This window comes from Microcoleus sp. T2B6 (genome assembly GCF_036700475.1).
Classification (GTDB): Bacteria; Cyanobacteriota; Cyanobacteriia; order Cyanobacteriales; family Microcoleaceae; genus Microcoleus.
This window is the reverse complement of sequence record NZ_JAUBOZ010000143.1, coordinates 1-15,336: the sequence shown is the minus strand read 5'-3', so window position 1 is coordinate 15,336 and position 15,336 is coordinate 1. Positions and strand designations below refer to the sequence as shown.

General features: G+C 48.6%; 13 protein-coding genes. 10 read left to right on the top strand and 3 right to left on the bottom strand.

What is annotated here, in order from left to right:
• Window positions 1-88: 88 nt before the first annotated feature.
• Window positions 89-694 (bottom strand): hypothetical protein, encoded by a 606-nt coding sequence (locus QUA00_RS33660; RefSeq protein ID WP_333412813.1) that lies wholly within the window; start codon window positions 692-694, stop codon window positions 89-91.
• 682 nt (window positions 695-1,376) lie between these two features.
• Here QUA00_RS33660 and QUA00_RS33655 point away from each other — a divergent pair.
• From QUA00_RS33655 to QUA00_RS33635, 5 genes are all read left to right on the top strand, one after another.
• Window positions 1,377-1,985 (top strand): COP23 domain-containing protein, encoded by a 609-nt coding sequence (locus QUA00_RS33655; RefSeq protein WP_333412811.1) that lies wholly within the window; start codon window positions 1,377-1,379, stop codon window positions 1,983-1,985.
• A 118-nt stretch (window positions 1,986-2,103) separates the two neighbouring features.
• Window positions 2,104-2,436, top strand: a complete 333-nt coding sequence (locus QUA00_RS33650; protein WP_333300151.1) for a hypothetical protein — start codon at window positions 2,104-2,106, stop codon at window positions 2,434-2,436.
• Between the two features lie 12 nt (window positions 2,437-2,448).
• Window positions 2,449-2,634 carry a hypothetical protein gene (locus QUA00_RS33645; protein ID WP_333138521.1) on the top strand — a complete coding sequence of 62 codons (186 nt, stop codon included), beginning with the start codon at window positions 2,449-2,451 and terminating at the stop codon, window positions 2,632-2,634.
• A gap of 212 nt (window positions 2,635-2,846) precedes the next feature.
• Window positions 2,847-4,070: a COP23 domain-containing protein gene (locus tag QUA00_RS33640; RefSeq protein WP_333412810.1), complete on the top strand. Its 1,224-nt coding sequence runs from the start codon at window positions 2,847-2,849 to the stop codon at window positions 4,068-4,070.
• A 218-nt stretch (window positions 4,071-4,288) separates the two neighbouring features.
• Window positions 4,289-6,529, top strand: a complete 2,241-nt coding sequence (locus QUA00_RS33635; protein ID WP_333138525.1) for a phosphoketolase — start codon at window positions 4,289-4,291, stop codon at window positions 6,527-6,529.
• A 760-nt stretch (window positions 6,530-7,289) separates the two neighbouring features.
• Here the strand turns inward: QUA00_RS33635 and QUA00_RS33630 are convergent.
• Window positions 7,290-8,108, bottom strand: a complete 819-nt coding sequence (locus QUA00_RS33630) for a class I SAM-dependent methyltransferase (RefSeq protein ID WP_333138527.1) — start codon at window positions 8,106-8,108, stop codon at window positions 7,290-7,292.
• Between the two features lie 153 nt (window positions 8,109-8,261).
• On the opposite strand from QUA00_RS33630, the gene QUA00_RS33625 reads away from it, so the two are divergent.
• The 3 genes from QUA00_RS33625 (at window position 8,262) to QUA00_RS33615 (ending at window position 11,097) form a co-directional block, all read left to right on the top strand.
• On the top strand, window positions 8,262-8,399 hold the full coding sequence (locus tag QUA00_RS33625) for a hypothetical protein (RefSeq protein WP_333138529.1): 138 nt from the start codon (window positions 8,262-8,264) through the stop codon (window positions 8,397-8,399).
• A gap of 71 nt (window positions 8,400-8,470) precedes the next feature.
• On the top strand, window positions 8,471-9,142 hold the full coding sequence (locus QUA00_RS33620) for a response regulator transcription factor (RefSeq protein WP_333138531.1): 672 nt from the start codon (window positions 8,471-8,473) through the stop codon (window positions 9,140-9,142).
• Window positions 9,142-11,097 carry a CHASE2 domain-containing protein gene (locus QUA00_RS33615; RefSeq protein WP_333412807.1) on the top strand — a complete coding sequence of 652 codons (1,956 nt, stop codon included), beginning with the start codon at window positions 9,142-9,144 and terminating at the stop codon, window positions 11,095-11,097. Before QUA00_RS33620 ends, QUA00_RS33615 begins: the two co-directional genes overlap by 1 nt.
• A 93-nt stretch (window positions 11,098-11,190) precedes the next feature.
• Here QUA00_RS33615 and QUA00_RS33610 read toward each other — a convergent pair whose 3' ends face one another.
• The gene (locus tag QUA00_RS33610) at window positions 11,191-11,409 is read right to left on the bottom strand and encodes a hypothetical protein (protein ID WP_333412805.1); all 219 of its coding nucleotides are present in this window, start codon (window positions 11,407-11,409) and stop codon (window positions 11,191-11,193) included.
• Window positions 11,410-11,547: 138 nt separating this feature from the next.
• On the opposite strand from QUA00_RS33610, the gene QUA00_RS33605 reads away from it, so the two are divergent.
• Together QUA00_RS33605 and QUA00_RS33600 are read left to right on the top strand one after the other, a co-directional pair.
• Complete coding sequence (locus QUA00_RS33605) at window positions 11,548-12,339, top strand: DUF928 domain-containing protein (RefSeq protein WP_333412803.1); 792 nt, start codon at window positions 11,548-11,550, stop codon at window positions 12,337-12,339.
• Between the two features lie 5 nt (window positions 12,340-12,344).
• Window positions 12,345-15,041 carry a CHAT domain-containing tetratricopeptide repeat protein gene (locus tag QUA00_RS33600; RefSeq protein WP_333412801.1) on the top strand — a complete coding sequence of 899 codons (2,697 nt, stop codon included), beginning with the start codon at window positions 12,345-12,347 and terminating at the stop codon, window positions 15,039-15,041.
• Window positions 15,042-15,336 lie beyond the last annotated feature (295 nt).

The following is a 15,336-nucleotide window of genomic DNA, read 5'->3' as shown; positions in this document are numbered from 1 at the left end:
AGTATCACGTTCCGTTCTGAAGGAGAGGTAGGAGTGGTAACGCTCCTATCGACTCTAACTCCGTTGACCGTCAGGTTAGTTCACTAGCTTATTCTCTAACCGTGTTCAAAATATCCTCCCCAAGCTCTGTAAAACGCACAGTTTTGATTTGCCAAGGAGCATAACTGGTTAAAGTTTGGCGCACGCCCCCGAACAAACCTAACATCTGACAACTGGACAAATTTTGCAATTTCTGCCGCGAATTTCCAGAGGCTCGCAGATCCACGGTAGCTATTCCGAGGTCGCGATCGATCTTGAGGCGATAACCAGCCAAACCAAGACTATCGAAAATCTGCTGCTTTAACACTTCATTAACCGCCGATGACATTAACTGATTCTCTGGGCCTGTAACTGTTTCCTGCTTCAGAGTTTGACACAAATTATCTACCTTATAAACCGTAACGGTGGCAGTATTTTCTGAGAGGGCAGCACTGCCTAAAACTGAGGCAACAGAGTTAGAAGGCTGCGTTAATTGACTCGATCGAGCCTCAATTTGATTTCCCGTTAGCTGTAGGTGTTGGAAATGAGGGGCGCTGGCTGAGAGTTGCCTCTGGTTTTCGGTTGAGGTAGCTGCATCTGAGCTAGAACAACTGCTACCGCCCATCAAAATTAACCAAACGCCTAAATATCCTAACTGTTTGCAGATAAGGTTCATAGTTTTTAATATTCCACTAAACGTCAGTGTATGGAGGGTGAATTTTGGTGGTAGAAAGCACTTAGACCCTGATTACACTCACTTAGAAGTATTTCCCGCAGTACGGAGATGAAAACAAGTTAAGAGTTCTTTTTAATACCTGGATTTTAGTGTTATCTCCAGCAAGATGGGTTTTACCCTTCAGTGCAGTAACCCAGGAGTCTACCTGTCTCAGCAGATCAAGCTCGCGACCGAGCACGTAAGTGATATCAAATATCGTGTCACTAGGTGTGATGTACCCTTGCAATTCGAGCCATTCCAATATCTGAGGCAAAGAGCCTCTTTCCGGTTTGCGACAGCCCGAGCTGGATTAGTAGTAATGAGGACAGAATTGCGACTTGCGCGGGCATTTTAAGCTCGGCTTCGGAGCGTTTTTTTTAACAGCGCCGAAATCGCCGTTAGAGGAAACGTGCAAGTCGCGAACAATATCAAAACTTACGCATCAAGAGCAAAAAAACCGGGTTTTTTAACCAGGCATAAGGGCTACAACGAAATGTTTTCGTAAAAAAAACAGGTTTCTGGTCAAGTCGCGAAGAACATAATTTCCAAGTCAGCGGAGTTGTAACGAACAAGCGTGTCAAGGGTGTTATCGCAGCATTCGGTGATTTTTGTGCCGAATCTCATAAAACACAGGGAAAAAATCATGAGACAGCAATTATTGACAAAAGTTTTGGTGGCAACAGCCATCGCCCTCAGCGGCCTGACGGTTGCTTCTGGATCGAGTTACGGTCGGCAAGTACCGGGGGAAAGTGGATTTTGGTGTAACACCTCGACCCGTGCGCCGGTGACAGTGTACCAAAACGCTCAAGGTGCCGTAGAGCCTTGGATTGAGTGGACTTCCGATTATTTCTCCGGTTCTGGCTACGATCCGGCCACTCGGTGTCAATTAGTGAGTCAACGCCTCGAAACCTATCGCCGCCAACGAATGCTTAAGTACATTACTGCGGGCCAAATGAACGGCCAGAACGTCATCTGCACGGCGAATCAAGTCAATGGGCGGTGTCAAAATTTGATTTATACCCTCAGACCTGGCCAAGACCCGATCGGCTCTTTGTATAATTTGTTGGCTTGGCGCCAAGGATATGTCGGGATGCCGTCTTTTGATGAAAGCAGTAAAATTCCTTACATTGATGTCAGGGAAAAGCTAGGGGAAAACACTGTTGATGGCGTGCAACTGCCCCCTTTTCCCCACCGTTCCGACAGCCTTAAAGATTGGCAAATTTTCCATCCGATCGCCAATTCCAAGGATTGAGGTGGAAAATTTGGTGCGTCAAACAGCGCTACGCATCCCGACGGGAATATCTCCTGGTTCTGGGACGATCGTCCGGCAGCATGGCCAAAGCTATACGGTGCTGACTAAATAGCACGTTGTGGCGATCGGACTTGTCACCGACGACTGCCTCCTCTACCCACTGCTAGCAGTTCTGAGCCGGCTGGGCAATACCGATCTGGCGATCGTTCTGTTTCGCAGCGCGATCGAGTATAAAATAGCACGCTTAAGCCTTGAGGCAGGAGCGGTGTCTGAGGCAATGCTGGTAGTCGGCTTTCCTGCGGGTGCTGAGGTTGGGAGTTTCGCTGACCACGAATTTCAAAGGTGGTACCCGCCACGTGATTTATCCGTCGAGTCAATCCAAAATCGAAAATCGAAAATCCTCAAGCCCCCGCATTTATCCGTGGGGTCGCCTCTAAAATCTAAAATCTAAAATCTAAAATCGATGGACGCGGGCTTCGTTTCGGTGCTGCTACCCAAATCTTTGCCTCACGGTTATAGCTTGGGTTATACCAATGAGGTTAAAATCGGTATGAGCCGCGACCCGATTTTTCATGCCAAAGGTTTCTTGGTGGGGATTAACTGTAGGGGCAAGTATCGAGATCCAAATTTTGGCGTTTATGCTTTTTAAGATGGAAGTGAACCAACAGCGGAATTATTGGAAAAAATGGTTAAATCCAGTTGGGGAATTCCGATTAGTACAGCAGTTCTCAATCTTGGTGAGGTATGCCGACGGAGGCCTATGCTCTATGCGCTATGCCCTATGCCCGCGAGAGCACCTCATGTTACTGAGAAAGGCTATATATATTGGCAGTTCGCCTCGTTTCATCTAGGGAGTTATCGATGAATGTGTGGAGTTTGCGGTTTGACGCGCTGACAATCATCTTGACAGGTGCATTAACAGTGACGGCGGTTGTTAGCCAACAATATGCTGCCTGTGCCAAAACAGCCGAAGAAATTGCCCAGCTAGCGACGTTGACAACTGTGGAAGTCAACAATACGCTGGGTTTTTTTGCTAGTGGATCGGGAGTAATTATTGCCAAACAGGGTAATATTTACACTGTTCTGACAGCTAATCATGTGGTGGCAAGCCTCGCTCAAAAATACAGCATTCGCACTCATTTGGAGAAGGACTATGCTGCGATTAGAATACAGCGCCTACCTAAAAATGACACGGATATAGACTTGGCTTTGATACAGTTTCAGAGCCGAGAACAGTATCCAGTAGCACCAATGGGCGAGTCAGAACGTGCTGTTGTTGGTTCTGCTATTTACGTTTCGGGCTATCCGCTGCCAATTTCGGGAGTTGAACGAAAACTTGAGTTTACTACTGGTATCATCTCTTCTCGCTTGGGCCGCGCCTCATCAGGGTATCGTCTGCGCTACCAAGCTGTAACCAGGCGCGGGATGAGCGGCGGGCCTGTATTTGATGCTGATGGCAGGGTAATAGGAATTCACGGCCAGGGGGATACTGTTGGCACAATTAGAAGTCAGTGGAACGGTCAGATTGAGGAGATAAAAACCGGGTTGAACGCGGCAATCCCGATCGATGCTTTTAGGGAGTTGCTATCACAAAATAAGCGTAACGGCTTGGATATTCTCAGCAATCTTTCTATCAGCAGCGCCTCTGGTCAAAACCAACCGAATCTGGGTTATGGAGGATTTGTGTGCGATACCTCCACGGGCGAGCCGGTGACTGTGTATCAAAATCCGCAAGGGTTCAGGGAGCCTTGGATTCGCTGGAATTCTAATTTCTTTTCTAGTTCTGGCTACGATCCTCTAACTCGCTGCCAACAAGTGACTCAGCGCCTTGAGAATTATAACAGAAATAAACAGCTAAATTATGTGACTGTGGGTATTGTAAATAACCAGAAAGCGATTTGCACGACTAGCCGCGTTAATGGGCCTTGCGAAGGTTTGATCTACACGCTGCGCCGCGATCAAGATCCGACTCCTGCACTAAGCAGTTTTTTTGTTTGGCTGCGGAATCAAAAGGCTGTGCCTTCTCTTTCTGAAAGCGGTACTGTGCTGTATATCGATGTCCGGGAACGGCTGGAACAATTTTAGATTGGCGATTTAAGATTTTAGAGGGATGAGTAATGGGTAAACACAGAACCCCGGCTTTTTTTTATAAGTCGGGGCTCTCAAACAACTACTTATTAGCTGAAAATTTGAGATATTTTACTTATTTATCACTGACATAATAGAACTCATGATTTTTTGGAACACGGAAGCTATAAAATTACTCTTACATTAATCTAACTCAAATTTTTCAGGTATCAAGCATGACAGCAACTACCCCGCAGGCAACGTCAACAACGCCCGCTTTTTGCGAAGGCATTCAATATTTTTCTGAAACAGTCCCTGGTTTTGATACTTATGGGAAAACACCTGCGATCGCCCAGGGGAGCAAGTCGATCGCCGATCCTGCCGATCCCGTCGCCGTCTTTCAAACGATGCTGGGAGCAGACGCCCTGCGGTACCTGACGCTGCAAGTCACCGCCAGCAAGGCATCGGGACATCCGGGGGGTTTTGCTAGCCAAGCTGAGGCCTATGCCGCTTTGGTGATGCTGGGACACAAGAACATTGTCACCGAAGTGGGCCATCACGCCCCCGGCTTTTACAGCGCCATGTTTCTCGATCGATCTTTAGAGGATATGGGAATTTTCAACGTGCAGCAAGTGCGCGATAAATTCCGAGAAAAAGACGGTTTATTAGGACATCTTTCCGGTTTCATTCCCGGCCTTTTAGCACCGGCCGGCCCCCTCGGACAAGGGCAGCATTTCGCAATGGCTGGAGCGCTTTTGCACCCCGACAAACTGTTTGCTTTCACAATGGGCGACGGCGGCATGGGCGAACCTTATCCGATGAGCAGCATGGCGCATTTCCACACTGCTTATCCCAAAGCTACTAACTTTTTGCCAGTGTTAGTTTGGAACGGATATTCTCAGGAACATCACAGCATGGTTTCAACTAAAACTAATGCTGAAATGATTGCTTATTGGCAAGGCAACGGTTTTGAAGAAGTTATCTTAGTTGATGCCAAAGAATTTGACGATAAAAATCAACCGGAAGATTATGTTGACAGCACTGCTTTTTCGCTCGAACAGCGCATGGCATTTACCAAAGCTGTTTTACAAGGAGTTGACAAAGCGGCAAAATCTGCTCTCGGCGGCAAATTAACTGCGTTTATTATCAAACAGTTAAAAGGTGCCGGCGTCCACGCGCGCGGAGCAAAATCTCACAACCTTTATCCGAAAGATACACTGGATGCTCCGCACATTATCAGTGCTTTAAAAGAGCGCGCTTTGACTGCTGCTGCTTGGGAGTTGGTGCGGACAAATTGCGAGCGTGCGGGCGGCGGGCCGGCGGCGAAAACAGTTGTTACTGAGTTTACATTGCCGCTGGCAGATTTAGGCGAATTGCCTTTAGAAGAATTTGCAGTTGGGGGAGAACCGAAGATTTCGACAACAGCAATGGGACGTTTGGTAGGGAAAGTCGGCGAGTGCGATCGGACTTTTCTTGTGACTAATGCTGACGGCAACGAAGCATCGGCAATTGCCAATATCAACCAAGCTCTTAAGATTATTCACCCGACGACAGATGACCTGTACAATCAATCGCCCAACGGTCAAGTTTACGAACCTTTGAGCGAAGATGCTTGCGCCGGTTTAGCCGTAGGTTTATCGCTATTTGGAGCGCGGAGTTTGTGGTGTTCCTACGAATCTTTTGCCATTAACGGTTTACCAATTTGGCAAACTGTAACCCAAGCAATGGCAGAATTGCGCCGTCCAACTCCGGCAACTGTCACCTTATTTACAGCGGGTGCATTGGAACAAGGCCGTAACGGTTGGACGCACCAGCGGCCGGAAATTGAGGCTTATTTTGCGGCGATGATGCGGAACGGAAATGTGTTTCCTTTGTTTCCACCGGATGCTAACAGCATTCAAGCTTGTTATGAGTGGGCTTTGACTGCTAAAAATAAGGGAGTTGTGATTACTGCAAGCAAGTCGCCGCTGCCAATTCGCACTACTCTTGAACAGACTCGCCAAGGTTTGCAAGACGGTGCAATAGTGCTGCACGAAGTCGATTCCCCGCAAGCCGCCCACAATCAAGGGGGAAGCAAGAAAGTTGTGTTTGCAGTTGTCGGCGACATGACTTTAATGCCAGTGTTTGAAGCAGCCGCATTTTTGGAAACAGAAGGCATTGGAGTGCGAATTGTTTCTGTTGTCAATCCTCGGCGTTTGTACCGTGCTAGCGATGTTGCTTGGGATACTTGTTCGGAAGCTGACGGCGGCTTTTTGAGCGATGAGAAATTTGCCGAATTGTTTGGCGGAGATGCCTTGATAGGCGTGACAGGCGGTGCTTCTGGGATGTTGGAACCTGTGATGCTCCGCAGCAATTGCAAGCGGGATACTTTCGCTTGGAAGCGGGGGGAAACTACTGCTAGTGCTGGTCAGTTGATGGCGTTTAATGGGTTGACTGCTGAGGCGTTGACTAAAAGGGCGATCGAGCTAGTTCATTAAGTTAGAATGTGAGTGAATGCCCCTGCCTGGTTTGTGCTGGGTAGGGGCTAGTAATATTCAAATAGGATGGTGATACCTATGACAGCAAAAATTTTAGAAGAAAGGCGAAGAACATGAAAGCTTTAAAAAAGCGATCGCTAATATGAAAATTTATAACTTTGATATTAAATCTGTTATACCAATTTTTTATGAGGTTGCATAGAATCCGATCCCCCCTAGCCAAGAGGGCGGGCACGGGGAGTAGGGGTCGCACCGCCCCTACTAAGGGGGGACAAGATTCTTCTCAAAGTCAACCCCTACTCCCCAACAATCAGGGGGATTTAGGGGGATCGAGATATGTGCAACTTCACATTAAATTGGTATTAGGACCGGAATTATTCTTATCTCTATTCTCTTCATCGGCGTGAATCAGCGTCAATCCTTTGTCATCTGCGGTTAATACATTCTCTTTTTTTTACCGCAGATGAGGGCAGATAAACACAGATTAACGCAGATGGATTATCTCAAGTCTGGTTACTCGCTCCTTGATTTTTTGCTGTTGAGTAGATTTGACGCCCGACGATGCTAGCGCATTTGATATGATACGATTCTAGAGCTATACCTGCAGCTTTAACCTAATAGCGAGGGCAGAATTTATTGTGTGAACTTTTTATTGTTTTACTGTTAGATAAGTTTGCTTTGTTAGCTGGTAATTTAGCGATAGTGCTAGAGGTTTTGCTGCGGCCGAACATCAATGTTTTGTGAAAAATGGGTCTTAAATTTATGGATTTTTTCCCCCGCAAGCCATCAACCAAAAACTCATCATCGATCGATCGCCCGCAGCTACAAACTCATCCCGCGAAACCAGATAGCTTTCTATTTCCGACTCTGAAATGAACCCTTGTTTGACCATTTGCAAAATGGGCCCGGAGTCCAGCAAAGGTTGAAACGCCTCAATTCCGATGATATCGCTGTGGCTGACAACCGCTTCTAAATCAACGCTAACAAACCCAGCTTCTTTGAGAATGCGGCACAGATTTCGCCCGACGCATAAATTGCCGCCCCGCGATGCCATCACCTGCTTGAATTTCTCCCTGACAATCTCGACTGACCAAGGCGGATTTGTCAGCCAAAACAGATCCGCATCGCTATCGATAATCACCAGTTTTCCCCCAGGCTTCAAGATGCGGAATATTTCTTTAGCTGCTGCGACGGGATCGGGAAGGTGAACGAACAGCAAACGGGCGATCGCAAAATCGAAAGTGTTAGCCGCCAAACCAGTATCCGCAACTGATGCTTGAATGCGATTTACTCGATCGCCCCCTTTGTCCTGCAAATATGCTACTGCTTTTTCGTGCAGTACCGGGTCAATTTCTACCGCTGTTACCGAACTGTTTGGCAGCAATTCTAACAATTTTTCTGTGAAAAATCCCGGCCCGCTACCCGCTTCCAAAACTTTCATCCCGTCGGCTAAACCGAACCACTTTAAAGTGCGCGCTTCCTTTTCCCAACTGAGGAGAACTTGAGCTTTTAACCGTTGGATTTCTCCCTCAAATTCCAGATTGTACGCGATCGCTTGATACGAACCTTCTGCTGGCATGAAATTATCCTTATTCTTACTAGGATACCAGGATTATAATAGAAATATAATCAAATCTCCGATCGAGTTATCTGTGCGTAAGATCGTTTCCGGTGGCATGGGAATGATTTAACCACAGAGGACGCAGAGAACGCAGAGTTCGAGAAGAGAGAGATGAATAATTCCGATGAAGTGCGGATTTTGCAACACAATCATCAGAACTGCGCTTTAGCGCAATTCTCGTTGCCGACCTCCACAACCACAGTTGGCGGACAGATGCAGGACGGAAACCCGGTAATTCCTCTATTGTAAGAAGATGACGGATTACCTAAACTAAAGACGCTGATTTTCCCGCATCCCTTACTATTTTTATTTTATGCACTATGCCCCAGACTTTACCTCAACCGGAGAAACGAACATTTTTAGTTGTGGATGACCATGCGATGGTGTTAGGTGGCACGCTTAACATTCTGAAGCAAGAATATCCAGAGGCAGACATTCTGACGGCTCCGACTGCTCAGGCAGCCCTTCAGCAAATAGCGCAGACTACCCCGGATTTGGTGATTGTGGATCTGGTGATGCCAGAGACGATCGGCGAAACGGCGCAAGCAAATTCAGGGCTTCAACTCCTCAAAACGTTGATGGAGCAGTATCCGACTCTGAATATTGTGGTGCAGAGTGCCCATGTTCGGACTTTAGTTTGGCTGAAACCGTCGATCGACAATCACATGGGTGGCTTCACAGTTGTCGATAAGAGCCAGCCGATGAAAGACTTGCTGGCAATGGTTGATTGGGCACTGCACGAGCGGATTTATACACCCAGAGAGATCCGCAATGGGCTCCAACTCAAACCCGCCTGGATGCAAGTGTTGCAATTTGCTTTTCACGAGAGCTTGCAGGATACTGCGATCGCCAAACGGATGAATGTTTCTGAACGCACTGTGCAGTATTACTGGACTAAGATTCGAGATGTGCTAGAGGTGTATCCTGAGGATGATAAGAATCTGCGGATTCAAACGGAAGTGCGAGCTAGGGAAGAAGGATTGATTGATTAGTGAAGCGCGATCGATGGCAAGCAGTGAAAGCGGGCGTCACGACTTGGGGACGAGGAGCGCTTCCAGGGGTGATGGTGATTGTCGCTGTGATGATGGCTAGATTGAGCGGTGCGCTTCAGTTTTGGGAGTTGGTTGCGTTCGATCGATTTCTGCGTTTGCGTCCTCCTGAGTCAATGGATGAACGGATTGTAATTGTCGGCATCACTGAGGAAGATATTCAACGCGCTAGAACTTATCCGATTCCCGATCGCGATATTGCCGATTTACTCAAACGGTTGCAAACGTATCGACCGATCGCGATCGGGCTAGATATTGTCCGCGATATTCCGGTGGAACCAGGTAATGCTGAACTAACATCGGTGTTTCGCAGCAGCAAGAATGCGATCGGAGTGGAGATTGCACTGCCCGATCGCAGTGGCTTTATCGTCAAACCTCCGCCCGCGCTACCACCCGAACAGGTTGGCTTTGCAGATTTCGTACTCGATGCGGATGGCTACCAGCGCCGCAGTTTATTGGGCACTAACAACGATCGACAGGAATACCGTTTTTCCTTCGCGATCCGGCTGGCAGAACTCTATTTAGCAACCCGAGGAATTAAGCTAGGTAATGGAATTCGCGATCCGGAGGCGATGCGCTTTGGCAGCATTGAATTTACCAGAGTGCAGTCAAACTCTGGCGGATATGTGGGGGCGGATGCAGGCGGGAACCAAATTTTACTGAATGTTCGCAGCGGGACAATGCCATTTCGCGTGCTTTCCCTGGCCCAAATCAAATCTGGACAGGTCAACCCGGATTGGATTCGAGGCAAAATTGTGCTGATTGGGATGATGTCTTTTAGCGCGAAGGATTTGGCAAGTTCGGGTGCGATCGCAGGCATCAATCCCGGACGGATTTACGGAGTCGAAATGCAAGCCCACGAAACCAGCCAGATGATTAGCGCGGTACTCGATCGGCGAGCGTTGCTTCAGGTTTGGGGGGAGGGCTGGGAAACGCTCTGGATTGCGGTCTGGGGACTCTTGGGGATGAGTTTGGGACGATTTCTGCGATCGCCCTGGAAAATTTTGATCGGGCTCTTAGTCGCCAGCATTAGCCCGATCGCGCTCTGTTACTGGCTGATTCTTTTGGGATGGTGGGTGCCGATCGTGCCTGTATTGCTCGTACTCGTGTTGAATGGGGCTGGGTTGACGGCAGCGTTATTTTATCGCCACGAACAGGAACTCCGACTGCGGTTGGAGGAACGTCAATTTGCGATCGAACAAACTTTTAATGCGATTCATAGCGGGCCTTTACAAACATTAGTGGTGATTTTGAGAACAGTTGGGGAGCAAGATCCACCGCCGCCGTTTCTACCAGAGTTGCAACGCCTGAATCAAGAATTACGGGCAGTTTACGGCTCAGTGCAACGAGAAGCGATCGCGGATGAACCGCATCTCCGCATGGGAAGTGCGATCGAATTGGCCCTGCAGGCTCCATTGCATGAATTGCTCTACAAGGTCTATTGCAACACGCTAGAACAAGAACTGCCTTACCTCAAAACGCTCAAATTCAAAATTGTGCAGTTCGATGCCTTGAACACCTCACATCTGCGGTTGGAACACAAGCGAGCACTCTGCCGCTTTCTGGAAGAAGCGCTCTGCAATGTCGGCAAACACGCGATCGAAGCCACTCGCTTGACCGTAATTTGCACTCAAGAAGGCGATCGGCAGGTGATTCGGGTGGCGGATAATGGTAGGGGGAAACCGTCTCAGTCAGAAACGCTTAGCTTGGCTCAAATGGATCGAGACAAGGAAATAACTGAAGATCCAAACCCTAAAGTTCAACCTTCAGGATTAGGAACCCAGCTTGCAAAGAACTTAGCCAAACAGTTAGGCGGATCATTTCGGCGCTACCCGAATCAACCGAAGGGGACAGTGTGCGAGTTAACCTGGTCAGCAAAACGGCGGTGGTTCTGGTAATTGGTTGGGTTCACGCTTGTCAAATCGGAGCTAATTGAGATGAGATATTGCAGCATTCTCAATTAGCCGTAGGGGCGGGTTCACCAACAATATCTAACAAGTACCCACAATCTGAATAAACCCGCCCCCACCCAACAGTAAATCGCAATCTACCTCTTTTAAGATACAAGGGGCGGGTTCGCCAACAGTCAAAAACGTAGCCAATAGGTTAAATAAACCCGCCCGACTCCGAATAACCCCCAAATCGATCGTGCTGCAAGATGTCATATCTAACTGACATCTTGTACCAATGTCAGCAAGGGGATTTTTCATGGGGCAGGGCGGGTTTATTTAACCTGTCTGCAAGCTTTAAGGCCCTTGGCGAACCCGCCCCTACGGCTTGCTGACACCAATATTGCACCTTCCCGCAAACGACGCTTGCGGGCAGTCCTCTATTGTGTTTGTGTATTGTTGATTACTGTAGAAATAGTTACAGAGGGGATTGCGATGATGACTCACGAGTTGAAGCGTCGAACCGTTTACTCTGCGGGCATTGCGAGTTTAATGCTGAGTGTTTCGTTCTGGATCGCCCCTGTAGCGCTGGCAAAATACACTCCTCCTCAAAACCCTTCTAAACCGAAAGACACGGGGACGAATACCACTCGCGGCGGCAGTTGTGAAGGTAATTCATCGGCGAGATTGACTGCCTTAGTGCCGTTTAGCCATGTAGGAGAGACGATTTCTGGGCATCCGACCTTTACCTGGTTTGTACCCGATCGCACTCCTCGTCCGCTGCAATTGAGGCTGTTTACTCGCACGGGACAACTTCTCTACAGAACCGAGATGCAGAGTCAGCCAGGAATCATGTCGGTTGCTTTGCCCTCAAATCTGCCCCAACTGTCGATCGGGCAATCCTATCAGTGGCAAGTGGTGTTGGTGTGCGATCCGAATGTTCCTTCGAGGAATGTGGTGGCGACGGCAGAAATCCAAGTCGTTGGGCCTGCGGCGTCGTTGCAGACTCAACTTGCAGCCGCGCCAACTCCCCAACAGCGGATCGACCTGTATGCGGAGTCGGGGCTGTGGTATGACGCGATCGCCGAAGCGCGGAAAGCTTCTGAGACTTCTCAAAGCCAAGCGGCTGTGCTGGAATTGCTAGATGCTCTTGCAAGTTCGGAAGCCGAACCTTTGAAAGATTGGAGCGATCAATTGCGACAAATTAGGGCGATCGAACAACAGCGACAAGCTTCTCAGCCCAAACCCTAAATCCCATGAAGCCTTTCTCGCTAAAACTGCTCAAATCCAGTAATCGTAAAGTGCGATCGGGCTTCCTCTTTCCCCTCGCCTTTTGCCTTTTGTCTGTTGCCTTTTACATTCCTCCGCACTCCCCACTCCCGGCTGCTGCTCAGGCGATCGAGGCTAGTGAAGCAGAGGCCGATCGGCTGTGGCAGCAGGGCAACCAACAATTTCAGACTCGCCAATTCCCAGCAGCGCTGAATTCTTGGCAACAGGCACTGCAAATTTATCGCGCCCTCAAAAACCACGAAGGGGAAGGTGGGGTACTGAACAATTTGGGAGGTGCTTACCGCTATCTGGGCAACTATGCCAAAGCCATTGAGTATATGCAGCAGAGTTTAGTCATCGCCCGCGAAATTAAAGACCGCGACGGAGAATGGGCAGCACTAGGCAATTTGGGAATCGCTTACAAATCTCTGGGCAATTATGCCAAAGCGATCGAGTATGGACAGCAGAGTTTAACCATTGCCCGCGAAATTAAAAACCGCTTTGGGGAAGGCGCAGCACTAGGCAATTTGGGAATCGCTTACAAATCTCTGGGCAACTATGCCAAAGCCATTGAGTATGCACAGCAGAGTTTAGCCATCGCACGCGAAATTAAAGACCGGGACGGAGAAGGGACAGCACTGGGCAATTTGGGAGGCGCTTACCTCTATTTGGGCAACTATGCCAAAGCCATTGAGTATACACAGCAAAAGTTAGCCATCGCCCGCGAAATTAAAGACGGCCAAGGGGAAGGTGGGGCACTGAGAAATTTGGGAGTCATTTACCGTTCTTTGGGCAACTATGCCCAAGCCATTGAGTATGCACACCAGAGTTTAGCCGTCGCACGCGAAATTAAAGACCGCCAAGAGGAAGGTGGGGTACTGAGAAATTTGGGAGTCATTTACCATTCTCTGGGCAACTATGCCAAAGCGATCGAGTATGCACAGCAGAGTTTAGCCGTCGCACGCGAAATTAAAGACCGCCTTGGGGAGAGTGTGGCATTGAGGAGTTTCGGAGTTGCTTACTACTCTCTGGGCAACTATGCCAAAGGCATTGAGTATATGCAGCAGAGTTTAGCCATCGCCCGCGAAATTAAAGACCGCGACGGGGAAGGTGGATCACTCGGCAATTTGGGACTCGCTTACCTCTATTTGGGCAACTATGCCAAAGCGATCGAGTATTCACAGCAACAGTTAGCGATCGCCCGCGAAATTAAAAACCCCCTTGAGGAGGGTGATGCACTCAGCAACCTCGGAGTGGCTTTCTTGAAAGCTGGTAACCCCACAGAAGCGGAAAAAATGCTCATCAATGGGATTCAAGTTTGGGAATCGATGCGGCAAATGGTCGGCTCCAACGACGCGAATAAAGTCTCCATCTTTGAAGGACAAGCTAACACTTATCGGACTTTACAAACAGTCCGAGTGGCTCAGAATAACCCGATCGCCGCTTTAGAAATTGCCGAACGGGGACGTGCTCGTGCCTTTGTCGATCTCCTGACAGAACGCTTATCGTCAGGTTCTACCAATCCCGTTATTAACACTTCTCCCAACCAGGATCAAATCCGACAAATCGCCAAAGCACAGAACGCCACTTTGGTGCAGTATTCCATCATCTACGACAACTTTCAGATTCAGGGCAAACAAGTAGGGCGAGAATCCGCGCTCTACATTTGGGTGATTCAACCCACGGGCGAAATCACCTTCCGCCAGGTAGACCTCAAACCTCTCTGGCAGCAGCACAAAGTCTCCCTAGCCGATCTAATTATTGGCAATCAAGAATTCCTTGCCGTCCGCAGTCGTGGCAGTTCCCCCGTTCTTCAAACCCAACCCGATTTACCGACGCTGCATCAACTGCTGATCGATCCAATTCAAACGCTTCTACCAAAAGATCCCAATGCCCATGTCATTTTCATTCCTCAAGCTTCGCTCTTCCAAGTGCCTTTCCCCGCTCTGCAAGATGCCAACGGCACTTACTTAATCGAGAAACACACCATCTTAACTGCACCTTCGATTCAAGTTCTGGCATTAACCAGACAACAACGACAGAAGTTAGCATCTCAGGCATCCCATAGCGGTAACGCTTTAGTCTTGGGCAATCCCACGATGCCGAGTGTGTCTCTCTCTCCGGGAGAACCCAAACGGCAATTGTCTCCTCTACCTGGAGCCGAAGCCGAAGCCAGAGCGATCGCCCCTTTGCTCAAAACCCAAGCCATCACAGGCGCTCAAGGTACAAAAGCTGCGATCGTCCCAAAAATGCCCCAAGCATCGATTATTCATCTGGCAACACATGGATTGCTGGATGATGTGCGCGGATTGGGAAGTGCAATCGCGCTGGCCCCCTCTGGTACCGATGACGGCTTATTGACCGCAGAAGAGATTTTCGATATGAAACTGCAAGCAAATTTAGTCGTTTTGAGTGCTTGCAACACTGGAGAAGGCAGAATTACCGGGGATGGCGTGATTGGCTTGTCGCGCGCTTTGATTTCGGCAGGAGTGCCGAGTGTAATTGTTTCTTTATGGGCGGTTCCCGATGCGCCGACATCCGAATTGATGCGATCGTTTTATCAAAACTTGCAAAATAATCCCGACAAAGCACAGGCATTGCGGCAAGCAATGTTAACCACGATGAAAACTCATCCCCAGCCGCGAAATTGGGCGGCATTTACTCTTATTGGGGAATCAGAGTAAGTTTTTATGAATAGCGAATCAGCTCAATGTTTTTCTACTAAATTTTAATCGCAATCGTTTGTTTTTACAGCACTTTTGCAGGTTGATCTGAAGCTGTCATCTGCCCAGTCCTCCCGCCCACCCGGTAGTCCTTAGCGGGAATGAATTCCACGGGGCTTATAGCGAAAGTCCTCGCTATGAGGACTAATACCAAATCTAACTTAAATACCCTCTTTATTTCTTAGGAGCGCGAATTAAATAACTTACAATTTTAATTGTTATTGTGGGATGGGCGTCCCGCCCGTCCAAAAAGGAC

What these genes read in the sequence shown, in the direction of transcription:
- QUA00_RS33645 (WP_333138521.1), top strand. Translation starts at nt 2,449, where the DNA reads ATGGACGCGGGCTTCGTTTCGGTGCTGCTACCCAAATCTTTGCCTCAC.
- QUA00_RS33640 (WP_333412810.1), top strand. Translation starts at nt 2,847, where the DNA reads ATGAATGTGTGGAGTTTGCGGTTTGACGCGCTGACAATCATCTTGACA.
- QUA00_RS33655 (WP_333412811.1), top strand. Translation starts at nt 1,377, where the DNA reads ATGAGACAGCAATTATTGACAAAAGTTTTGGTGGCAACAGCCATCGCC.
- QUA00_RS33625 (WP_333138529.1), top strand. Translation starts at nt 8,262, where the DNA reads ATGAATAATTCCGATGAAGTGCGGATTTTGCAACACAATCATCAGAAC.
- QUA00_RS33610 (WP_333412805.1), bottom strand. Translation starts at nt 11,409, where the DNA reads ATGAAAAATCCCCTTGCTGACATTGGTACAAGATGTCAGTTAGATATG.
- QUA00_RS33600 (WP_333412801.1), top strand. Translation starts at nt 12,345, where the DNA reads ATGAAGCCTTTCTCGCTAAAACTGCTCAAATCCAGTAATCGTAAAGTG.
- QUA00_RS33630 (WP_333138527.1), bottom strand. Translation starts at nt 8,108, where the DNA reads ATGCCAGCAGAAGGTTCGTATCAAGCGATCGCGTACAATCTGGAATTT.
- QUA00_RS33620 (WP_333138531.1), top strand. Translation starts at nt 8,471, where the DNA reads ATGCCCCAGACTTTACCTCAACCGGAGAAACGAACATTTTTAGTTGTG.
- QUA00_RS33660 (WP_333412813.1), bottom strand. Translation starts at nt 694, where the DNA reads ATGAACCTTATCTGCAAACAGTTAGGATATTTAGGCGTTTGGTTAATT.
- QUA00_RS33635 (WP_333138525.1), top strand. Translation starts at nt 4,289, where the DNA reads ATGACAGCAACTACCCCGCAGGCAACGTCAACAACGCCCGCTTTTTGC.